Below are 20,529 nucleotides of genomic sequence, written 5' to 3'. Positions count from 1 at the left end.
TCGGTAAGGCCTGCGGTGATCGAGGCGGGCATTGTAGCGCTCGTCGGGCGCAGCGTCAGGCCACTGTCGAATCTATTTGCAAATATATTTCCGTTTTATCAGGATGGCATTTGTATTTGCATATTGCCCGAGAGAGGGACGCATGAGCCACGTCTTCCATCGTCACCTGAAGCACTCCTACCCGACCGCCGTGGGCGGCGACGGGCCCTACCTGATCGATGCCCAGGGCAAGCGCTACCTGGACGCCTGCGGCGGTGCCGCGGTCTCCTGCCTGGGTCACAGCGACGCCGAGGTGATCGAGGCGGTGCGGGACCAGGTCGGCCGGCTCGCCTATGCCCACAGCTCCTTCTTCACCACCGAGCCGATGGAGGCGCTGGCCGACTTCCTGGTCGAGCGCGCGCCGGCGGGCCTCTCCTCGGTCTACTTCGTCTCCGGCGGCTCCGAGGCGGTGGAAGCGGCCCTCAAGCTCGCGCGCCAGTACTTCATCGAACGCGGCGAGCCCCAGCGCAAGCACCTGATCGCCCGCCGCCAGAGCTATCACGGCAACACCCTGGGGGCGCTCGCCACCGGCGGCAACGCCTGGCGTCGACAGCAGTTCGAGCCGCTGCTGGTCGAGGTGAGCCACGTCAGCCCCTGCTATGCCTATCGCGACCAGGCCCCCGGCGAGACCCCGGAGGCCTACGGCGAGCGCCTGGCCGCGGAGCTCGAGGCCGAGATCCAGCGCCTGGGGCCGGAGAACGTGATGGCCTTCGTCGCCGAGCCGGTGGTCGGCGCGACGCTGGGCGCGGTGCCCGCGGTGCCGGGCTACTTCAGGCGGGTGCGCGAGATCTGCGATCGCCACGGTATCCTGCTGATCCTCGACGAGGTGATGTGTGGCATGGGCCGCACCGGTAGCCTGTTCGCCGCCGAGCAGGAGGGCGTGACGGCGGATCTGGTGACCGTGGCCAAGGGCCTCGGGGCCGGCTACCAGCCGATCGGCGCGACCCTGGTCAGCGAACGGATCCGCGCGGCCATCGCCGAGGGCTCGGGCTTCTTCCAGCACGGCCACACCTACATCGGCCACGCCACCGCCTGCGCCGCCGCCCTGGCGGTCCAGCGCGCCGTCGAGGAGCGCGGCCTGCTGTCGCGGGTCGTGAGTCTGGGCCAGGGGCTCCAGCAGCGCCTCGAGGCGCGCTTCGGCGAGCACCCCCACGTCGGCAACATCCGCGGCCGGGGGCTCTTCCGCGGGCTCGAGCTGGTCGCCGAGCGCGACGGCAAGACGCCCTTCGATCCTGAGCGCAAGCTGCATGCGGCGATCAAGCGCGCGGCCATGGACGAGGGCCTGATGTGCTACCCGATGGGCGGCACCCTGGACGGCCGCCGCGGCGACCACATCCTGCTGGCTCCGCCCTTCATCCTCGACGACGCCCACCTGGACGAGATCGTCGACAAGCTCGACGCCGCCCTGCGTCGCGTCCTCACCCACTCGTAACGGAGCCTCGCCCGATGTCGATCGACTCCCGCCTCTCTGCCCTGGACGAGGCCACCATGGCGCCCGACCAGCGCCGCGTGCTGGACGCCATCCTGAGCGGCCCCCGCGGCAACCTGGACGGCCCCTTCCTGGCCTGGATCCACAGCCCGGCACTGGCCGACCACGCCCAGCGCCTCGGCGCCTTCTGCCGCTACGGCACCCGCCTGGAGCTGCGGCTCACCGAGCTCGCGATCCTCTTCACCGCCTCCTGGTGGCAGTCCCAGGCCGAGTGGCAGATCCATGCGCCCATCGCCCGCGACGGCGGGGTCGGCGAGGCGGTGATCGAGGCCCTCCGGGATGGGCGCGAGCCGGCCTTCGAGCGCGACGACGAGGCGCTGGTCTATCGCCTGGGCAGGACGCTCTACACCACCCGGCGCGTCGACGAGGCGCTCTACGCCGAGGCGGTGGCGGCCTTCGGCGAGCCGGCGGTGGTGGAACTGGTGGGCGTCTTCGGCTATTACGCCCTGGTGGCCATGACCCTCAACGTCTTCGAGGTGCGCCGGGGCAGTGAGCCGCTGCCGTTCGCCGAGCCCTGACGGGGCGGTCGGGCAGGGGAATCGCCGCCCGCGCTGGAACGAGGGCCGTGTGGGCGGCATCCTTGATCGTGTTACCGAACCCTCGACAAGGACCCGACCGATGAGCCCGACCCTGCCGACTCTGACCGATGCCCGCCTCTCCCTGGGGGGGCGAGTGGCCACCCTGACCCTGGACCGCCACGACGTCCGCAACGCCCTGACCGGCACCGCCCTGGTCGACGACATCCTCGCCGTCGCCGACTGGGTGAACGCCTGCGACGCGGTCTCGGTGCTGGTGATCACCGGGGCGGGCAGTGCCTTCTCTGCCGGCGGCAACGTCAAGGACATGGCCAGCCGCGGCGGCGATTTCGAAGGCAGTGTCGCCGAGGTGGCCGACCGCTACCGCCGCGGCATCCAGCGCCTGCCGCTCGCCCTCGAGGGCGTGGAGGTGCCGATCATCGCCGCGGTGAACGGCCCGGCTATCGGCGCCGGCTTCGACCTGGCCAACATGGCGGACCTGCGGATCGCCTCGCGCAAGGCCAGGTTCGGCGAGACCTTCCTCAACCTCGGCATCATCCCCGGCGACGGCGGCGCCTGGTTCCTGCAGCGGCTGATCGGCTACCAGCGGGCCTTCGAGCTGACGCTCACCGGGCGGGTGATCGATGCCGAGCAGGCCCGCGACTACGGCATCGTGCTGGAGGTGACCGAGCCCGAGGCGCTGATGGAACGGGCTCAGGAACTCGCCGGCCAGATCGCCGCCCAGCCGCCCAGGGCCACCCGCCTGACCAAGCGGCTGATGAAGCGGGCCGATCGCATGGCGCTGCCCGACTTCCTCGACCTCTGCGCGAGTTTCCAGGGCATGTGCCATAACGAGCCGGAACACCTGGAGGCCGTCCACGCCATGCTGGAGACGATGGCCAGGAAGTGAGCCCTGGGCCATCGCCTCGCGACCCTGGATTGGCCGTCCGCGGCCTCGCACCGGGCAGCGCCGTGTTGCGCGGGCGGGTGGGAAAAGCTGGCTTTTCTTGGCCGCGGCTGTTGTGCTGACGGTATCCAGACGGCACAGGGAGGTGATCGGCGATGAGCGATAGCACCCAGGTGTTCCTGATCCTCGGCGCGACGCTCGCGGCCTTCGTGTGGGGCCGGTTCCGCTATGACCTGGTGGCGCTGGGTGCGCTGCTGGCCTCGGTGCTGCTGGGGCTGGTGCCGACGGACGAGGCCTTCTACGGCTTCGGCCACCCCGCCGTGATCACCGTCGCCGCGGTGCTGGTGCTCAGTCGCGGCTTCGAGCGCTCGGGGCTCGTCGACCTGATCGCCGAGCAGGCCCTCAGGGTCGGCGATCGCCTGATCCTCCAGATGCTGGTGCTTACCGGCACCGTGCTGGTGCTCTCCGGGGTGATGAACAACGTCGGCGCCCTGGCGCTGATGCTGCCGGTGGCGATCCGCATGGCCCGGGAGCATGACAGCCCGCCGTCGCTGTTGTTGATGCCGCTGGCCTTCGGCTCGCTGCTCGGCGGCCTCACCACCCTGATCGGCACCCCGCCCAACATCATCATCTCCAGCTATCGTGCCCAGGCGACCGGGGAGAGCTTCGGCATGTTCGATTTCTTCCCCGTGGGGGCCAGCGTGGCCCTGGTCGGCCTGGCCTTCATCGTGCTGCTGGGCTGGCGCCTGGTGCCCCAGCGGGCCGGCAAGGCCTCCCGGGAGGAGATGTTCGACACCGCCCACTACCTGGTGGAGCTGCGCGTGCCCGAGGACGGCAAGGCGGTGGGCTGGTCGCTGCGCGACCTGCACCAGGCCCTGGAGGAGACCATCCCGGTGCTGGCGGTGGTGCGCGGTGACAAGCGCCATGCCGGGCACGCCTTCCACGGCACCCTGGTCGAGGGCGATATCCTGCTGGTGGAGGCCGGTCCCGAGGAGATGAAGCTGATCGAGGACAAGGCGGGCCTGGTGGTCGGCCCCGAGCCGCCGCCGGACGACGAGGCCCAGGATGCTGAGACGCGGGAGCGCGAGGCCTCGGCCGCGACTCGCGAGGCCCAAGAGGGTGACGAGTCGCAGGATGACGAGCCCCGGGGCGAGGAGGAGGACGCGAAGCCCTCCGCGGTGGATACCGAGGGCCTGCAGCTGGTCGAGGCGGTGGTGCGCAACGACTCCATGATGATCCACCGTACCGTCACCCAGCTGCGCCTGCACAACCAGTTCGGCCTGCACCTGGTGGCGGTGGCCCGGGACGGCGGCCGCCTCAACCAGCGCCTGCGCGATATTCGCTTCCGGGCCGGCGACGTGCTGCTGCTGCAGGGCGGTGAGGGCGAGATCGGCGAGAGCCTCACCACCCTGGGCTGCCTGCCGTTGGCCAGCCGCAACCTGACCCTGGGCCGGCCGCGCATGCTGGCGGTCTCGGTGGCCATCTTCGCCGCGGCGGTCATCGCCATGGTGCTGGACCTCGTGCCCTCGTCGGTGGCGCTGACCGCTGCCGCCCTGGTATCGCTGATGGTGGGCGTGCTGTCGCTGCGCGAGGGCTATCAGGCCATCGATGGCCCGGTGATCGTGCTGCTGGGGGCGATGATTCCGGTGGGTCAGGCGCTGGAGACCAGCGGCGGGGCCACCCTGATCGCCGATGCCCTGCTGGTCATGGGGCGCGAGTGGCCGGTGGTGGCCATCCTGGTGGGGCTGTTCTTGGTCTGCACGCTGCTCTCCAACGTGATCAACAACGCCGCGGCGGCGCTGCTGATGGCGCCCATCGCGGCGAGTCTCGCCGAGGGCTTCGGCGTCTCCCTGGATCCCTTCCTGATGGTGGTGGCGATCAGCGCCTCCTGCGCCTTCCTGACCCCCATCGGTCACCAGTCCAACACCCTGGTGATGGGCCCGGGGGGCTACCGCTTCGGCGACTACTGGACACTGGGGTTGCCGCTGACCCTGGTGGTGATGGCGGTGGCGATCCCGCTGATCCTGATCGTCTGGCCGCTGTAGCGATCTCTCGAGTGATCGTCGGTGCGTGTCGGCGGTAGCGTACAGGGAGGTATTCACAGCGCCCTCTCGTCGACCTGCCGCGGCGCTCTGGGGAAACATCAATGAGGGATTATAAAGCCGCCCCGGCGGGTAGCCGGGGCGTCGTCGTGGGCGAGGGGGCGTGTCAGGCCGGCTGGTGGCGCAGCACCTTGGTCTTGTCGGTGACGAAGGCGTCGTAGGCGAAGTCGTCCACGGTGAGCAGCTCCAGCACCGCGGCCTCGCGCTCCTGCATGAAGGTGGCGTCCTCCTCGCCGATCAGCCCCTGTGCCAGGGCGGCCTCGACCCGCTGTTCCGGATGCAGCGCATCGGCCGGCAGCTCGCCCTTGGCGTAGGCCTTGTTGACCCTACGATAGAGTGCCTCGGCCCTCTCCTGGCTCGCCAGCAGGGCGTTGTAGCGGGCCAGCGGGTTGTCCCGGCTGCCGTCGTTCTCCTGCCAGGTGGCATCGAGCAGGTAGCGGCGCAGCACGGAGTCCCGGGAGACGGCCTGCGCGATCTCACGGGTCAGGGTGTCCTCGGGGCGCTTCCAGCGCCGGCCCGTGGGCATCACGATGACGCGCAGTGCGCGGCCCAGGGCGTGGCTCGGCAGGTTGTCGAAGAGCTCGTCCAGGGCCTGCTCGGCACGCCCCAGCAGGAACCGGCAGCCGTAGTGCAGCAGGGCCGCCTCGCCTTCGACCTTGTGGCCCTCGTGCCACTGCTTGAGGGTCATCGAGGCGAGGTAGAGATTGGAGAGCACGTCGCCGAGGCGCGCCGAGAGCATCTCGCGCTGCTTGAGCTGGGAGCCGAGGCTCGCCATGGCGGCATCGGCGCAGAGCCCGAAGCCGGCCGAGAGCCGAGCGATGTCCCGGGCATAGGGGGCGGCGATCTCGTCGAAGGGCACGCTCGGCTGGCCGAGCCCCAGGCCCTGGGTGAGGGCGCGGGCGGCGTTGCCGAAGATCAGCCCGGCATGGCCGAAGAAGGCCTGGTCGAAGGCCGCCACGTCATCGGCATCCTTGGCGGCCAGCTCCTCGAGCACGAAGGGATGGCAGCGGATGGCGCCCTGGCCGAAGATCATCAGGTTGCGGGTCATGATGTTGGCGCCTTCGACGGTGATCGCCACCGGGTTGGCGCTGTAGCCGATGCCGAGGTAGTTGCGCGGCCCCAGGGTCACCGCCTTGCCGCCGTGGATGTCCATGGCGTCGCCGAGGATCACCCGCTGGAACTCGGTGAGCTGGCTCTTGAGGATCGCCGAGGGCACCGCCGGCTTCTCGCCGTGGTCGATGGTGTTGGCGGTCTGGTAGACCGCGGCGCGAGAGACATAGGCCAGCGCGGCCATGCGCGCCAGGGGCTCCTGGACGCCCTCCATCTCGGCCACCGGCACGTTGAACTGACGGCGAATCCGCGCGAAGCCGCCGCTCCAGCCCAGGGCGTAGCGGGCGGTGCCGGTGGCGCCGGAGGGCAGGGTGATGCAGCGCCCGATGGAGAGGCACTCGACCAGCATCCGCCAGCCCTGGCCGATCATCTCCGGCCCGCCGATGATGGTAGAGAGCGGCACGAAGACATTGTGGCCCTTGATCGGGCCGTTCAGGAAGGGGCTGCCGATGGGGTGGTGGCGACGGCCGATCTCCATGCCGTCGGTCTCTCGGGGAATCAGCGCCAGGGTGATGCCGCGGTCCTGCTCCTCGCCGAGGAGCTGCTCCGGGTCGAAGAGCCGGAAGGCCAGGCCCACGACGCTGGCGATGGGGGCCAGGGTGATCCAGCGTTTCTCGAAGTTCAGCCTGAGGCCGAGGACCTCCTTGCCGTCGACCATCTGCTTGCAGACCACTCCGGTGTCGGGAATGGCCGTGGCATCGCTGCCGGCCCGCGGGCCGGTCAGGCCGAAGCAGGGGATCTCGCGGCCGTCGGCCAGGCGCGGCAGATAGTGATCCTTCTGCTGCTCGGTGCCGTACTTGAGCAGCAGCTCACCCGGCCCCAGGGAGTTGGGCACGCCCACGGTGACCATCAGCGTCTCGCTGATCGAGAGCTTCTGCAGCACCAGGGACTGGGCCTTGGCCGAGAAGCCCAGGCCGCCGTAGGCCTTGGGGATGATCATGCCGAAGAAGCCTTCCTGCTTGAGGTAGTCCCAGAGCTCCTGGGGCAGGTCGGCGCGCTCCCGGGCGATCTCCCAGGCGTTGCACATGCCGGCGGCCACGCCGCACTGGTGATCGAGGAAGGCGCGCTCCTCGTCCGAGAGCCCCTCGTCGCGATAGTCGAGCAGCATCTGCCAGTCGGGGCGTCCGGTGAAGAGCTCGCCGTCCCAGGCCACGCTGCCGGCCTCGAGCGCGGTGCGCTCGGTGTCCGAGACCCGGGGGGCGACCTTCTTGAACAGCGCGAACAGCCGCGGCGTCAGCCAGCGGGTGCGCAGGGCGGGCAGGCCGCAGGCGGCGATGCCCGCGGCCGCGATCAGCAGCAGCGCGCCGAGGATCGACGCGCCGGCCACCAGGCCGACGAGGCCGAGCCCCGCGGTCACGGCCAGGGCGGGCAGGGCGCCGGCCTCCCGGCGCATCACGATGAGCAGGCCGATGACGGCCAGCACGAGCAGGATCAGGGTCAGCATGGTGGGCTCCGACGGATTCGAACACTTGTTTGAATGCCCTCAGCCTAGCGCATCCCGAGCCCGGCGGCCAATCCCCTTTCGGCCAATGCTGGGATAATCCGGTCAGGGGCTCCGGGGGCAAGCCGTAGAGGAGCTCCTACGCCAGGGACGGCGTCGGTAGCTACAGGGAGGTATTCATGCGTCTCCTCGAGGCTTGTCGACGACGAGCCCCGGTTTCTCACAGGCCAACGCAAGCCGCCCCGCACAGGGGCGGGGCGGCACGATGGTGCCTGGCGGGCCGATCAGGCCAGGCGGCGCTGCGGTTCCCGCTGGGCGGGGGCGTCGCCCGCCACGTAGTAGGGCGCGTCGCTTCTCGGCAGCGGCGCGCGGCCGCGGATCTTGTCGGCCATCTTCTCGGCGAGCATGATCGTCGGCGCGTTGAGGTTGCCGGTGGGAATCACCGGGAACAGCGACGCGTCGACCACCCGCAGGCCCTCCAGGCCGTGGACCCGGCCGACGCCGTCGACCACCGCGTCGTCCCCCTCGCCCATGCGGCAGCTGCCACAGGGGTGGTAGGCGGTCTCGGCGTGTGCCTTGACGAAGGCGTCGAGCTCGGCGTCGGTCTGGACGTCCGGCCCCGGGGAGACCTCCCGGCCGCGGTAGGCGTCGAAGGCCGGCTGGGCGATGATCTCTCGGGTCAGGCGGATGGCGTCGCGGAACTCCTGCCAGTCCTTCTCGGTGGACATGTAGTTGAAGAGGATCGAGGGCGCGGCCTCGGGATCGCGGGAGGTCAGGCGCACGCGGCCGCGACTCTCCGAGCGCATGGAGCCCACGTGGGCCTGGAAGCCGTGGGCCTGCACCGCGCTCTTGCCGTTGTAGCTGATGGCAATGGGCAGGAAGTGGTACTGCAGGTTGGGCCACGCCTCCTCGTCGCTCGAGCGGATGAAGCCCGCCGCCTCGAATTGGTTGCTGGCGCCAACGCCGGTGCCGAGCAGCATCCACTCTGCGCCGATCTTCGGCTGGTTGTACCACTTGAGCGCCGGGTAGAGCGAGATCGGCTGGGTGCACTCGTACTGGATGTACATCTCCAGGTGGTCCTGCAGGTGCGCGCCGACGTTGTCGTTGACCTTGACCGCCTCGATGCCGAATTCGTCGAGCACATCCTTGGGGCCCACGCCGGAGCGCTGCAGGATCTGCGGCGAGGCGATGGCGCCGGCGCACAGCAGCACCTCACGACGTGCGCTGACCGCCTGGGGCTTGCCGTGGCGGGCGTAGCGCACGCCGGTGGCGCGCGTGCCCTCGAAGGTGATGACGTCGGTGATGGCGCGCGTCTCGATGGTCAGGTTCGCCCGGCCCTTGGCCTGGTCGAGGTAGCCTCGGGCGGTGGAAGCGCGTCGCCCTTTCGGGGTGACGAAGCGGTCCATGGGGCCGAAGCCCTCCTGCTGGTAGCCGTTGACGTCCTCGGTGGCCGGGTAGCCGGCCTGCTGGCCCGCCTCGATGAAGGCGTGATAGAGCGGGTTGTTGCCTTCCTTCGGGGTGGTCACGCTGACCGGGCCGTCACCGCCGTGATAATCGTTGGGCCCGATGTCGCGGGTCTCGGCCTTCCTGAAGTAGGGCAGGCAGTCGGCGTAGGTCCAGTCCTCGAGGCCCGGCTGCTTGGCCCAGCCGTCGTAGTCCAGGGCGTTGCCACGGATGTAGCACATGCCGTTGATCAGCGAGGAGCCGCCCAGCCCCTTGCCGCGGCCGCACTCCATGCGCCGGCCATCCATGTGGGGCTCCGGGTCGGTCTCGAAGGCCCAGTTGTAGCGCTTGCCCTGCAGCGGATAGGCCAGGGCCGCCGGCATCTGTGTGCGGAAGTCGAAGCGATGATCGGGACCGCCGGCCTCGAGCAGCAGCACGCTGACGTCCGGATCCTCGGTCAGGCGGGTGGCCAGGACGTTGCCGGCGGAGCCGGCGCCGATGATGACGTAATCGAATTCACGGGACGGGGACATGGGGCCTCCCTGAAACAGTCAAAAGGGGCGCGTTGCAAGCGGCGCAGGGGACGTTTGCCGGTCGGAAACGCCAAGTACCCTCGCGTTCCGTTTATGCGCGATTAAGGGTGCCGGAGGGGACGTCTCCGGTGCCGGGCGAGAGGCGCGCCGGGGATCGCTCGAAGAGGAGGTCCGACGCCAGGGATGGCGTCGGTAGCGCCCATGGAGGGGTTCACAGCGCCTCCTCGAAGAGCGGTCCCCGGCGAAGCGCCTCGCTCCCGGGGTCACGACGTGGCCTCAGAACACCGATTCGAAGGGCCCCATCTCGACCTGCACCGACTTGGTCTGGGTGTAGTGGGCCAGGGTCTCGATGCCGTTCTCGCGACCCACGCCGGACTGCTTGTAGCCGCCCACCGGCATCTCGGCCGGGGACTCGCCCCAGGTATTGATCCAGCAGATGCCGGCTTCCAGGCGCCGGATCACGCGGTGGGCGCGGTTGAGCCCCTCGGTGAAGACGCCGGCGGCCAGGCCGTATTCGGTGTCGTTGGCGCGGCGGATCACCTCCTCCTCGTCGTCGAAGGCGAGCACGGACATCACCGGGCCGAAGATCTCCTCGCGCACGATGCGCATCTCATCGGTGCAGTCGGTGAAGATGGTCGGGGCGGCCCAGGCGCCGCGCGCATAATCGCCCTGATCCCAGGCCTCGCCGCCGGCCAGCACGCGGGCGCCTTCCTGCTGGCCCAGCGCGATGTAGGCGAGCACCTTCGCCTGGTGCTCGAAGCTCACCAGCGGGCCGAAGTTGACGTTCGGGTCCAGCGGGTCGCCGGCGCGGATGCGTGCGACCCGCTCCTTGAGCTTCGCCTCGAAGGCCGACTTGACGCTACGATCGACGAAGACCCGGGTGCCGTTGGTGCAGATCTGCCCGCTGGAGTAGAAGTTGGCCATCATCGCGGCGTCGGCGGCGCGGTCCAGGTCGGCATCGGCGAAGACGATCAGCGGCGACTTGCCGCCGAGCTCCATGGTCACGTCCTTGAGCGTCGAGCCGCCGGCCGCCGCCATCACCTTGCGGCCGGTGCCCGCCTCGCCGGTGAACGAGATCTTGTCGATGCCGCGGTGGCCGGTGAGCATCTCGCCGACCCGGGCATCGCCCTGGACGACGTTGAAGACGCCGTCGGGCAGACCCGCCTCGCTGAAGACCTCGGCCAGGATCATGGTGGTCAGCGGGGTGACCTCGCTGGGCTTGAAGACCACGGCGTTGCCGGCGGCCAGCGCCGGGGCGCTCTTCCAGCAGGCGATCTGGATCGGGTAGTTCCAGGCGCCGATGGCGCCGATCACGCCCAGCGGCTCGCGGCGGGTGTAGACGAAGGAGTCCTCGCGCAGCGGGATCTGGGCGCCCTCGAGGGCCGGGGCCAGTCCGGCGTAGTACTCGAGCACGTCGGCGCCGGTGACCACGTCCACCGCCGCGGTCTCGCTGATCGGCTTGCCGGTGTTGCGGGTCTCGAGCTCGGCGATCTCGTCATTGCGCGCTCTCAAGAGCACGACGGCACGCTGGAGGATGCGGCCACGCTCCATGCCGCTCATCGCGCCCCAGGCCCGCTGGCCCTGGCGCGCCGCGTCGACGGCGGCATCCACGTCGGCCTCGGCGGCCTGGGGCACCTCGGCGAGCAGCGAGCCGTCGAAGGGATTGACCACGGGGAAGGTCTCGCCCGAGGTGGCGGCCACGTGGCGGCCGTCGATGTAGAGAGTCTGGGGGGCGGAAGATGCCATGCTGGCCTCCGTTCAGGTAGGGGAGAGGGGGTCGTGGGTGTCGAGCAGCCGGTCGAGGTAGTCGTGGGCGAGGCGACGCGCCTCGCTGGTGTTCAGCCCCTCCGGCGTCAGCGCGCCGCGCAGCCACAGGCCGTCGATCAGGGCGGCCAGGGCGCGGGCGCAGGCGCGCGCCTCGGGTCGGGACATCAGCCGGCGGAACTGGTGACACAGATTGGCGTAGAGGCGCCGGTCGTTGACGTGCTGAAGGCGCGCCAGCGTCGGTCGGTGCATGCTGCTGGCCCAGAAGGCCAGCCAGGTCTTGGCCACCGGCCCGGTGACCTGGCTGCCATCGAAGTTGCCATCGATGATGGCGCCGAGGTGGGCCCGCGGGCTCGAGGTCTGCAGGGCGTTGCGCCGGGCGGCGACCGCCGCGCCGAGATCGCTCAGGATCTGGCGCATGGTGGCCTCCAGCAGGCCGTCCTTGCCGCCGAAGTAGTGGCTGATGATGCCGGCGGAGACCCCCGCGTGGCGGGCGATGCGCATCACCGTCGCGTCGGCCAGGCCGACCTCGTCGATGGCCGCCATGGTCGCCTTGATCAGCTGCTGGCGGCGGATGGGTTCCATTCCGACCTTGGGCACCGTTGTGGCTCCTCTCCCGTGAATTGATCTTGCAAGTCGTTCTTGCACCCAACGCATCAGGCGTGGTTACCATGTAGCTTGCCATTTCTTTATTGAACGTTCAATCAATAAAGGTCTGGTACGCTTTCCCGTCAGTCGATGGCGATGCTGCCGTGGCTATACTGGATGTCCAACAAGAGGAACGCTCCCATGAACATGACCCTCCTGAATCGCCGTACCGCCCTCGGTGTCGGCGCCGCCGCCCTCGGGTTCGCCGTCTCCCCGCTGCAGGCCGCCGAACCCGAGAGCTGCGAGTCGGTGCGCTTCGCCGAGGTCGGCTGGACCGACATCACCGCCACTACCGCCCTGACCACCGAGGTGCTCGAGGCGCTGGGCTACGAGACCCGCATCGATACCGTCTCGGTGCCGATCGCCTATTCCGGCATGAAGAACGACGACTTCGACGTCTTCCTGGGCAACTGGATGCCCTCCATGGCCTCGATCAGCGATCCTTATGTCGAGGATGGCAGCGTCGATCGCCTGGGCGCCAATCTCGAGGGCGCCAAGTACACCCTGGCGGTGCCGCAGTACGTGCACGATGCCGGCGTCACCTCGGTGACCGATCTCGCCGCGCATGCCGAGAAGTTCGACAGCAATATCCACGGCATCGAGGCCGGCAACGACGGCAACCAGCTGATCCAGGACATGATCGACGACGACGCCTATGGCCTTGGTGACTGGTCGCTGGTCGACTCCAGCGAGGCCGGCATGCTGGCCGAGCTGAGCGCACGCACCCCCGACGAGACCTGGATGGTGTTCCTCGGCTGGGAGCCGCACCCCATGAACACCAACTATGACATGGCCTACCTCTCGGGCGCCGACGACTACTTCGGGCCGAACCTGGGCGGGGCCACGGTGTATACCAACACCCGGGGCGGCTACGTCGAGGAGTGCGGCAACGTCGGCGCGTTGCTCGAGAACCTCGAGTTCACCCTCACCATGGAGAACCAGCTGATGGGTGAGATCATGGATCAGGGTGAGGATCCCCGCGATGCGGCCCGTGCCTATCTGCAGGCCAACCCCGCGGTGCTCGAGACCTGGCTCGAGGGTGTCACGACCCGCGAGGGCGAGCCGGGGCTGCCGGCGGTGAAGGACGCGCTCGATATCGAGAGCTGAGTGCCTCGCGGGCTTGCCATGGCGCGAGCCCGCGTGCATAATTCATCCCCGTTGCCCGACCCAGGTCGGGCAACCTGTTGATAAGGCTACGTAGCTCAGCTGGTTAGAGCACATCACTCATAATGATGGGGTCCCCTGTTCGAATCAGGGCGTAGCCACCAGAACATGCAGAAACGCCCGTCAGGCTCAGGCCCGTCGGGCGTTTTTCGTTGGGCGTTCGTCCGGCTCGGCGGGCACCGATATGCCATTCACGACTTGACCTTGCGAGCCCGATCCGTATACTACGCCCCGTGTTCGAGGTCATTCCCCGATAGCTCAGTTGGTAGAGCAAATGACTGTTAATCATTGGGTCGCAGGTTCGAGTCCTGCTCGGGGAGCCAACTTCGCTCAGCGTGTCTCGGTACGCGTCGCGACGAACACCATGCGGCATGCGGTCATTCCCCGATAGCTCAGTTGGTAGAGCAAATGACTGTTAATCATTGGGTCACAGGTTCGAGTCCTGTTCGGGGAGCCAACCGCTCCTAGCTGCCTGCCGCATCCCTTCGCAACACCCTGCATCGTTCCCCGATAGCTCAGTTGGTAGAGCAAATGACTGTTAATCATTGGGTCACAGGTTCGAGTCCTGTTCGGGGAGCCAGTCTCGTCTGGCGATGCTGCGCGCCTTCCTAGGCGTTTCTCTTCTCTCTCATCGCTCTGTTCTTTCTCGTCGCCACCGTTTCGCCCGTGGTTCGCGTCCTGTCGTGCCGTGATCACTCGTGTTGTTGCCCTCTCTGTGCTTGCCCGCTCTGTTCTTGCGCCCGGGCCGTGCCGATGGCTGCCTTCGCCGTACCCGTGCTCCTCCAGGTTGTCGTCGCGCCGTAGCGTATCGCGCTCGTGAGCGCCGCGCGGTGACGGCGGTATGCCTTTGATGGCAAGACGCCGGCCCCAGGGGCCGGCGTCGTCGTCATGGCGAGCGGGTGAGGCCGCGCTACAGTTGAGCGCTCAGTTAAGTTCCGCGTAGTGCCAGCCGTCCTCCAGCTGACGGTAGTCCAGCAGGATCTGGGCGGTTTCGAGGATTTGAGCGCGGTCGATCGGTTCGTCCTCGGTATCATCGCTCGCGGTCTCGTCCTCGTCCCCGTCGCGGGCGTCGGTCCAGTCCTCCAGGGGTTCCAGGCCCAGGGCTCGGCGCCGCTCGTTCTCCAGAGCCAGCTGCTCCGCTTCCTGCGCCTCGACCTCACGCTGTCGCTGTTCGCGGTTGAGGCTGACGCTGGTGTGCTGTGCGCGTAGCTGGCGAGCGAGCTCGGAGCGCCGCTCGAGGTAGTGGAAGTTCGGCTGCTGTTCGGCGCGTTCGAGGTGGCGGGCGCGCAGCGTGTCCAGGTACCGGCGGGGCTCGCCGTAGCTGCGGTACTGCACCTCACGCACCGTGTCCCAGGGCAGGGCGTTGTCGAGGCTGCTCTCGCCGATCAGCTCGGGGTCGATCAGGCTCGGGAAGTCGATGTCCGGCTCCACGCCGCGGTGCTGGGTGCTCTCGCCGGAGATGCGATAGAACTTGGCGCGGGTCAGCTTGATCTCGCCGTGGCTGAGCTCGTTGAGGGTCTGCACCGTGCCCTTGCCGAAGGTGTCGGTGCCGACCACCAGGCCGCGGCCATAGTCCTGAATGGCGCCGGCGAAGATCTCCGAGGCCGAGGCCGAGAGGCGGTTGACCAGCACGGCGAGGGGGCCATCGTAGAGGGCGCCGCTCTCGGTGTCGCCGTAGAGGCTGATGCGCCCGCGGGCGTCGCGGACCTGCACGGTGGGGCCGCGATCGATGAAGAGGCCGATCAGCGAATTGGCCTCCTGCAGGGCGCCGCCGCCGTTGTTGCGCAGGTCGAGCACGATGCCCTCGACGCCCTCGGCCTGGAGGCGCTCGACCTCGCGGGCCACGTCGCGGGTGGTGCTGCGGAAGTCTTCCTCGCCGGCCTGCCAGGCATCGAAATCCACGTAGAAGGTCGGGATCTCGATCACGCCGAGACGGTGCGTGCCGTCCTCGCGCTCGATCTCGATCACCTCGCCCTGGGCGGCCTGATCCTCGAGGTCCACGGTGTCGCGGGTGATGTCGATCACCGTGGAGCGGGTCATGTCGACGGCCTGGGCGGGCACCACGTCGAGGCGCACCACCGAGCCCTTGGGGCCGCGGATCAGGTCGACCACGTCGTCGAGGCGCATGCCCACCACGTTGACGATCTCGCCGTCCTCCTGACCCACGCCGATGATGCGGTCGGCGGGCTGGAGGGCGCCGTCGCGCTCGGCCGGGCCGCCGGCCACCAGGCTCGAGACCTTGACGAACTCGCCGTCGGCCTGCAGCAGGGCGCCGATGCCCTCCAGCGAGAGGCGCATCTGGATGTCGAAGGACTCGCCCTGGCGCGGCGACAGGTATTCGCTGTGCGGATCGACGCTGCCGGTCACCGCGGCCATGAAGAGCCCGAAGACGTCGGCCGCGTTGGTCTGGCGCAGGCGCGAGAGCTGCCCCTCGTAGCGCTGGCGCAGGGTGCTTTCCACCTGCTCGGGATCCTGGTCGCTGATCGTGAGGCTGAGGGCGGCGTTGTTGAGGCGCTTCATCCACAGCTCGTCCAGGGCCGCCTCGCTGGCGGCCCAGGGGCTGTCCTCACGCTCCAGCTCCAGGCGCTGGTCGCTGTCGAAGCGGAAGTCGAGGCCCTCGTCGAGCCGCGCCAGCAGCCATTCGAGGCGCGCCTCGGCGCGCTCGTGGTAGCGCTGGTAGAGGGCGAAGGGGCGGGTCAACTCGGCGTCGAGCAGCGCCTCGTCCATGCCGTTTCGCAGGTCGCTGAAGGCGGCCACGTCGCGGTCGAGCAGGTAGGCGCGCTGGCCATCGAGGATGTCCAGCAGGCGCTCGAAGGCCCGCCGCGACCAGGCATCGTCGAGGCTCACGTCGGCGTAGTGGCCGTAGCGCAGCGACTCGGCCACTTCGGTGGCCGCCTGGCGCTGATCATCGCTCGGCTCAAGGCTGGCCAGGGCCGGCGGCGTGGCCAGCAGCAGGCCCAGCGCCGCGGCACGCCCAAGGGTGACTAACAGGCTCATCGATGAAGCACTCCCCGATTCGTGTACACTTCCTCTTCATCCAGACCCCGACCCGGCCGTCGAGTTGCATGGACAGACGTGCCATTGTAGCAGCTTGGTCGTGTCGTCAAGACCCCCGAAACGCCCCGCGATAGAGGAATTCCATGTCCGAGGATGCCCGCCTCGAGCGTCTGCTCGACTTCCTGCATCGATCCCCCACGCCCTGGCATGCCACGGCCAACATGGCCGCGCGTCTCGAGGCTGCCGGCTACCGGCGCCTCGACGAGACCGCCACCTGGCGGCTCACGCCCGGCGAACGCGTCTACGTGACCCGCAACGACTCCTCGATCATCGCCCTGCAGCTGCCCCGCGAGAGGCTCGCGGCCCTGCGCCTGATCGGCGCCCATACCGACAGCCCCGGCCTGCGCCTCAAGCCCAATGCCGCCCAGTGTGCGGCGGGCTGGCTGCAGCTGGGCGTCGAGGTCTACGGTGGGGCGCTGCTGGCGCCCTGGTTCGACCGCGACCTGGGGCTCGCCGGACGGGTCCACGTGCGCCATGGCGATGGTCGCATCGAGGGCGTGCTGCTCGACGTCGAGCGCGCGGTGGCGATCATCCCGAGCCTCGCCATCCACCTGGATCGCGAGGCCAACAATGGCCGAGCGATGAATGCCCAGACCGAGATGGCGCCGGTGCTGCTGCAGGGCGGTGGACGGCCCGATCTCGAGCGGCTGCTCGCCCAGTGGCTCGAGGAGCAGCACGGCCTGGCCGAGGTCGAGGTGCTCGACTTCGAACTGGCGTTTCGTGACATGCAGGCACCGGCGCGGGTCGGCATCGAGGGCGAGCTGGTGGCGAGCGCCAGGCTCGACAACCTGCTCTCCTGCTTCGCCGGCCTGGAGGCGCTGCTCGAGAGCGATGGCCGCCAGGGGGCGGTGCTGGTGGCCAACGATCATGAGGAGGTCGGCAGCGCCAGTGCCTGCGGCGCCCAGGGGCCCTTCCTCGGCGACGTGTTGCGCCGGGTCAATGCCCAGCTCGGCGAGGCGGGGGAGGAGGGTTTCATCCGCCTGATCCAGGCCTCGCGGCTGATCTCCTGCGACAACGCCCATGCCCTGCACCCCAACTTCCAGGACAAGCATGACGCCGCCCATGGCCCGGCGCTTAACGGCGGGCCGGTGATCAAAGTCAATGCCAGCCAGCGCTACGCCACCAACAGTGCGACCGCCGCGCTGTTCCGTGACCTGTGCCGCGAGGCCGAGGTGCCGGTGCAGACCTTCGTGACCCGGGCCGACATGGGGTGCGGCAGCACCATCGGCCCGATCACCGCCACCGAGCTCGGGGTGCCGACGCTGGACGTGGGGGCGCCCCAGTGGGCCATGCACTCGATCCGCGAGACCGCCGGCGCCCGGGACGTGGAGTACCTGGTGCGGGCGCTGACCGCCTTCGTCAACCGCGCCGAGCTGCCCTGAGTGATCTGACGCCGTGGGGCCGCGTTCGCGAGGCCCCACGGCCATGGCGCCGCCGCTGTCGCCGAGGCCTCCGCCCCGGAACGAGAAAAGCCCGCCTGGCGAGCCAGGCGGGCTTTTCGGTGTCTGGTGGCTACGCCCTGATTCGAACAGGGGACCCCATCATTATGAGTGATGTGCTCTAACCAGCTGAGCTACGTAGCCGAACAACGGGGGCGAAGTTTACGCCTGGGCTTCGCCCCCGTCAAGCCCCGGCGGCCCCATGAGCGGCCTCGGGGCGCACCGGCGGCTCAGACGTTGAAGCGGAAGTGGATCACGTCGCCATCCTTGACGATGTACTCCTTGCCCTCCAGGCGCCACTTGCCGGCGTCCTTGGCGCCCTGCTCGCCGCCCAGGGCGACGAAGTCGTCATAGGCGATGACCTCGGCGCGGATGAAGCCCTTCTGGAAGTCGGTGTGGATCACGCCGGCCGCCTCCGGGGCGGTGGCCCCGACCTTGACCGTCCAGGCGCGGACCTCCTTCACGCCGGCGGTGAAGTAGGTCTGCAGGCCCAGCAGCGCGTAGCCGGCGCGGATCACCCGGTCCAGGCCGGGCTCTTCCATGCCCAGCTCGTCGAGGAACATGGCGCGCTCCTCGTCCTCGAGCTCGGCGATCTCGGCCTCGATCTGGTTGCACACCGGCACCACCACGGCGTCCTCGGCGGCGGCGATCTCGCGCACCTTGTCGAGGTAGGGGTTGTCCTCGAAGCCGTCGTCGTTGACGTTGGCGATGTACATGGTGGGCTTGAGCGTCAGGAAGCCGAAGCTCTTGAGCTGCTGATTGTCGTCGTCGTCGAGGCCGAAGCTTCTCAGCGGCTGGCCCTCGGCCAGGTGGGGCTGGATGCGCTCGAGGATCGCCTTGGTGGCGATGGCTTCCTTGTCGCCGCCCTTGGCCACGCGGACCAGGCGCTGGATGGCGCGCTCGACGGTGTCCAGGTCGGCCAGCGCCAGCTCCATGTTGATGATCTCGATGTCCGCCTCGGGATCGACCTGGTTGGCCACGTGGATGACGTTGTCGTTGTCGAAGCAGCGCACCACGTGGGCGATGGCGTCGGTCTCGCGGATATTGGCGAGGAACTTGTTGCCCAGGCCCTCACCCTTGGAGGCGCCGGCCACCAGGCCCGCGATGTCGACGAACTCCATGGTGGTGGGCAGCACCTTCTGAGGCTTGACGATCTCGGCCAGCCTGTCGAGGCGCGGGTCCGGCATCGGCACGATGCCGACGTTGGGCTCGATGGTGCAGAACGGGAAGTTCTCGGCGTCGATGCCCGACTTGGTCAGGGCATTGAAGAGGGTGGACTTGCCGACGTTGGGCAGGCCGACGATACCGCAGTTGAAACCCATGGGAGCATCCTGGAAAGCGAGTTCGGGAATGGAGAATGGCCGGCATTCTACGCGAAAAGGGCCGCGTGCCGTAAGCGGCCCGGGGTGAGTCGGTGCCGGCACCGCCGCCCGGGCGCTCAGCCCTTGAAGCTGTGCAGTCGGTTCATGGCCTTCGCCCAGTCGCCGTCGATGGCCTGGGGCAGGGTGGCCAGGCACTCGTCGATGGCGGCATCGATGGCGCCACGCTCCGCCTTGCCGGGACGCCCCAGCACGTAGTTCGTCACCTGGCGGGCCTCGCCGGGGTGGCCGATGCCGATGCGCAGGCGGTGAAACGCCTTGTCGTTGCCCAGGGCGCGGATGATGTCGCGCAGGCCGTTGTGACCGCCGTGGCCACCGCCGGTCTTGTAGCGTGCCGTGCCCGGCGGCATGTCGAGCTCGTCGTGGGCGACCAGCAGCTCATCGGGGGCGATCTTGAAGAACTGGCAGAGCGCTGCCACGGCGCCGCCGCTGCGGTTCATGAAGGTGGTGGGCTCGAGCAGGTGCAGCTCCCGGCCGTCGAGCCGGACCCGCGCATGGCGGCCCAGGAACTTGCGTTCGGGGCGCAGCTCTCCGCCGGCCGCCCTCGCCACGGCGTGCACCAGCCAGGCGCCGGCGTTGTGACGGGTGGCCTCGTAGTCGGCGCCGGGGTTGCCCAGACCGATGATCGCTTTCAACTGGCTCATGCCGGTCTCCTCGCGTGAGGCGTGATGGCAAAAAAAATCAAGCGCCGGGGCGCTTGATTCCTGACGACGAAGCGGGCATGTCGAGGCTCCGACATGCCCGCCGGGCAAGGCCGATTACTCGGCGTCGCCCTCGCCGGCGGCTTCTTCGCCACCGGTCTCTTCTTCGCCTTCTTCCTCTTCGCTACCACGGACCTTGGCCTTGGTGACGCTCAGGATGGCGTTGTCGTGGTCCTCACCGTGGGTCAGGGCGACCAGGGTCACACCGGCCGGCACGCTGAGGTCGGACAGGTGCAGGGTAGTGCCCATCTCGACGGCACTGATGTCGACTTCCAGGTACTCCGGCAGGTCCTTCGGCAGGCAGCTGATCTCGACCTCGGAGGCCAGCTGGTGCAGCTCGCCGTCGTGGTCCTTGATGGCCACACAGGCGTCTTCACCGATCACGTGCAGCGGCACGTTCAGGGTCAGCTCGTGGGTGGCGTCGACGCGCAGGAAGTCGGCGTGGGTCACCAGCGGCTTGAACGGGTGACGCTGCAGGTCACGCACCACGACCTGCTGGGCCTTGCCGTCCACCTGCAGGTTGATGATGGAGGAGAAGAACGCCTCGTCTTCCAGCGCCTTGTAGAAGCTGGTCTTGTCGACGGCGATCGGCTGCGGCGCCTGCTCACCACCATAGATGATGGCCGGCACCTGGGCGTTGGCACGACGCAGGCGGCGGCTCGCACCTTTCCCCAGGTCGTTGCGAACGCTGGCATTGAGTGTGTAATCGGACATGAAATTGCCTCTTTCTGAAGGTAAGGAAAGCGCCGTGGCCCGCGACCAGACCGCGGCGTTTCCGGGAGCCCCGTAGGGCGCTGC

The 20,529-nt window shown here is 68.8% G+C and carries 14 protein-coding genes and 5 tRNA genes; 10 read left to right on the top strand and 9 right to left on the bottom strand.

Going from position 1 to position 20,529, the window contains the following annotated elements:
- The first annotated feature begins 142 nt into the window (after positions 1-142).
- From ACGTNG_RS13815 to ACGTNG_RS13800, 4 genes are all read left to right on the top strand, one after another.
- Positions 143-1,471: an aspartate aminotransferase family protein gene (locus ACGTNG_RS13815; RefSeq protein ID WP_394797098.1), complete on the top strand. Its 1,329-nt coding sequence runs from the start codon at positions 143-145 to the stop codon at positions 1,469-1,471.
- A gap of 14 nt (positions 1,472-1,485) precedes the next feature.
- Positions 1,486-2,046, top strand: coding sequence for a carboxymuconolactone decarboxylase family protein (locus ACGTNG_RS13810; RefSeq protein WP_394797097.1), 561 nt, complete (start codon positions 1,486-1,488; stop codon positions 2,044-2,046).
- Positions 2,047-2,146: 100 nt separating this feature from the next.
- Positions 2,147-2,953, top strand: a complete 807-nt coding sequence (locus ACGTNG_RS13805; RefSeq protein ID WP_394797096.1) for an enoyl-CoA hydratase-related protein — start codon at positions 2,147-2,149, stop codon at positions 2,951-2,953.
- Positions 2,954-3,105: 152 nt separating this feature from the next.
- Positions 3,106-4,995, top strand: coding sequence for an SLC13 family permease (locus tag ACGTNG_RS13800; RefSeq protein WP_394797095.1), 1,890 nt, complete (start codon positions 3,106-3,108; stop codon positions 4,993-4,995).
- Between the two features lie 163 nt (positions 4,996-5,158).
- Here ACGTNG_RS13800 and ACGTNG_RS13795 read toward each other — a convergent pair whose 3' ends face one another.
- The 4 genes from ACGTNG_RS13795 to betI form a co-directional block, all read right to left on the bottom strand.
- On the bottom strand, positions 5,159-7,606 hold the full coding sequence (locus ACGTNG_RS13795; RefSeq protein WP_394797094.1) for an acyl-CoA dehydrogenase: 2,448 nt from the start codon (positions 7,604-7,606) through the stop codon (positions 5,159-5,161).
- A 281-nt stretch (positions 7,607-7,887) separates the two neighbouring features.
- Complete coding sequence (gene betA / locus ACGTNG_RS13790) at positions 7,888-9,579, bottom strand: choline dehydrogenase (RefSeq protein ID WP_394797093.1); 1,692 nt, start codon at positions 9,577-9,579, stop codon at positions 7,888-7,890.
- Between the two features lie 276 nt (positions 9,580-9,855).
- Entirely contained in the window at positions 9,856-11,325 is a 1,470-nt protein-coding gene (betB, locus tag ACGTNG_RS13785) for a betaine-aldehyde dehydrogenase (RefSeq protein WP_394797092.1), read from the bottom strand.
- 12 nt (positions 11,326-11,337) lie between these two features.
- Positions 11,338-11,943 (bottom strand): transcriptional regulator BetI, encoded by a 606-nt coding sequence (betI, locus tag ACGTNG_RS13780; RefSeq protein WP_394797091.1) that lies wholly within the window; start codon positions 11,941-11,943, stop codon positions 11,338-11,340.
- A 195-nt stretch (positions 11,944-12,138) separates the two neighbouring features.
- On the opposite strand from betI, the gene ACGTNG_RS13775 reads away from it, so the two are divergent.
- From ACGTNG_RS13775 to ACGTNG_RS13755, 5 genes are all read left to right on the top strand, one after another.
- Positions 12,139-13,098, top strand: a complete 960-nt coding sequence (locus tag ACGTNG_RS13775; protein ID WP_394797204.1) for a choline ABC transporter substrate-binding protein — start codon at positions 12,139-12,141, stop codon at positions 13,096-13,098.
- A gap of 84 nt (positions 13,099-13,182) precedes the next feature.
- Positions 13,183-13,259, top strand: a tRNA-Met gene (locus ACGTNG_RS13770).
- 143 nt (positions 13,260-13,402) lie between these two features.
- Positions 13,403-13,478, top strand: a tRNA-Asn gene (locus ACGTNG_RS13765).
- 58 nt (positions 13,479-13,536) lie between these two features.
- Positions 13,537-13,612, top strand: a tRNA-Asn gene (locus ACGTNG_RS13760).
- Positions 13,613-13,659: 47 nt separating this feature from the next.
- Positions 13,660-13,735 (top strand) — tRNA-Asn (locus tag ACGTNG_RS13755).
- A 344-nt stretch (positions 13,736-14,079) separates the two neighbouring features.
- On the opposite strand, the gene ACGTNG_RS13750 is transcribed toward ACGTNG_RS13755, so the two are convergent.
- A complete protein-coding gene (locus ACGTNG_RS13750) occupies positions 14,080-16,152 on the bottom strand; it encodes a carboxy terminal-processing peptidase (protein WP_394797090.1) in 2,073 nt (690 codons plus the stop codon).
- Positions 16,153-16,295: 143 nt separating this feature from the next.
- On the opposite strand from ACGTNG_RS13750, the gene ACGTNG_RS13745 reads away from it, so the two are divergent.
- A complete protein-coding gene (locus ACGTNG_RS13745; protein ID WP_394797089.1) occupies positions 16,296-17,594 on the top strand; it encodes a M18 family aminopeptidase in 1,299 nt (432 codons plus the stop codon).
- Positions 17,595-17,718: 124 nt separating this feature from the next.
- Here ACGTNG_RS13745 and ACGTNG_RS13740 read toward each other — a convergent pair.
- The 4 genes from ACGTNG_RS13740 to ACGTNG_RS13725 all read right to left on the bottom strand — a co-directional run bounded on the left by ACGTNG_RS13740 (position 17,719) and on the right by ACGTNG_RS13725 (position 20,445).
- Positions 17,719-17,795: transfer RNA gene (locus tag ACGTNG_RS13740), tRNA-Met, on the bottom strand.
- 86 nt (positions 17,796-17,881) lie between these two features.
- The gene (gene ychF / locus ACGTNG_RS13735) at positions 17,882-18,973 is read right to left on the bottom strand and encodes a redox-regulated ATPase YchF (RefSeq protein ID WP_394797088.1); all 1,092 of its coding nucleotides are present in this window, start codon (positions 18,971-18,973) and stop codon (positions 17,882-17,884) included.
- Positions 18,974-19,089: 116 nt separating this feature from the next.
- The gene (gene pth / locus ACGTNG_RS13730) at positions 19,090-19,674 is read right to left on the bottom strand and encodes an aminoacyl-tRNA hydrolase (RefSeq protein WP_394797087.1); all 585 of its coding nucleotides are present in this window, start codon (positions 19,672-19,674) and stop codon (positions 19,090-19,092) included.
- A 114-nt stretch (positions 19,675-19,788) separates the two neighbouring features.
- Positions 19,789-20,445: a 50S ribosomal protein L25/general stress protein Ctc gene (locus ACGTNG_RS13725; protein ID WP_394797086.1), complete on the bottom strand. Its 657-nt coding sequence runs from the start codon at positions 20,443-20,445 to the stop codon at positions 19,789-19,791.
- Positions 20,446-20,529 lie beyond the last annotated feature (84 nt).

The organism is Halomonas sp. B23F22_3 (assembly GCF_043496965.1).
Lineage (GTDB): Bacteria > Pseudomonadota > Gammaproteobacteria > Pseudomonadales > Halomonadaceae > Halomonas.
This window is presented reverse-complemented; position numbering and strand designations above follow the sequence as displayed.

What these genes read in the sequence shown, in the direction of transcription:
- betA (WP_394797093.1), bottom strand. Translation starts at nt 9,579, where the DNA reads ATGTCCCCGTCCCGTGAATTCGATTACGTCATCATCGGCGCCGGCTCC.
- ACGTNG_RS13815 (WP_394797098.1), top strand. Translation starts at nt 143, where the DNA reads ATGAGCCACGTCTTCCATCGTCACCTGAAGCACTCCTACCCGACCGCC.
- ACGTNG_RS13795 (WP_394797094.1), bottom strand. Translation starts at nt 7,606, where the DNA reads ATGCTGACCCTGATCCTGCTCGTGCTGGCCGTCATCGGCCTGCTCATC.
- ychF (WP_394797088.1), bottom strand. Translation starts at nt 18,973, where the DNA reads ATGGGTTTCAACTGCGGTATCGTCGGCCTGCCCAACGTCGGCAAGTCC.
- ACGTNG_RS13750 (WP_394797090.1), bottom strand. Translation starts at nt 16,152, where the DNA reads ATGAGCCTGTTAGTCACCCTTGGGCGTGCCGCGGCGCTGGGCCTGCTG.
- ACGTNG_RS13805 (WP_394797096.1), top strand. Translation starts at nt 2,147, where the DNA reads ATGAGCCCGACCCTGCCGACTCTGACCGATGCCCGCCTCTCCCTGGGG.
- ACGTNG_RS13725 (WP_394797086.1), bottom strand. Translation starts at nt 20,445, where the DNA reads ATGTCCGATTACACACTCAATGCCAGCGTTCGCAACGACCTGGGGAAA.
- ACGTNG_RS13800 (WP_394797095.1), top strand. Translation starts at nt 3,106, where the DNA reads ATGAGCGATAGCACCCAGGTGTTCCTGATCCTCGGCGCGACGCTCGCG.
- ACGTNG_RS13745 (WP_394797089.1), top strand. Translation starts at nt 16,296, where the DNA reads ATGTCCGAGGATGCCCGCCTCGAGCGTCTGCTCGACTTCCTGCATCGA.
- ACGTNG_RS13775 (WP_394797204.1), top strand. Translation starts at nt 12,139, where the DNA reads ATGACCCTCCTGAATCGCCGTACCGCCCTCGGTGTCGGCGCCGCCGCC.
- pth (WP_394797087.1), bottom strand. Translation starts at nt 19,674, where the DNA reads ATGAGCCAGTTGAAAGCGATCATCGGTCTGGGCAACCCCGGCGCCGAC.
- ACGTNG_RS13810 (WP_394797097.1), top strand. Translation starts at nt 1,486, where the DNA reads ATGTCGATCGACTCCCGCCTCTCTGCCCTGGACGAGGCCACCATGGCG.
- betB (WP_394797092.1), bottom strand. Translation starts at nt 11,325, where the DNA reads ATGGCATCTTCCGCCCCCCAGACTCTCTACATCGACGGCCGCCACGTG.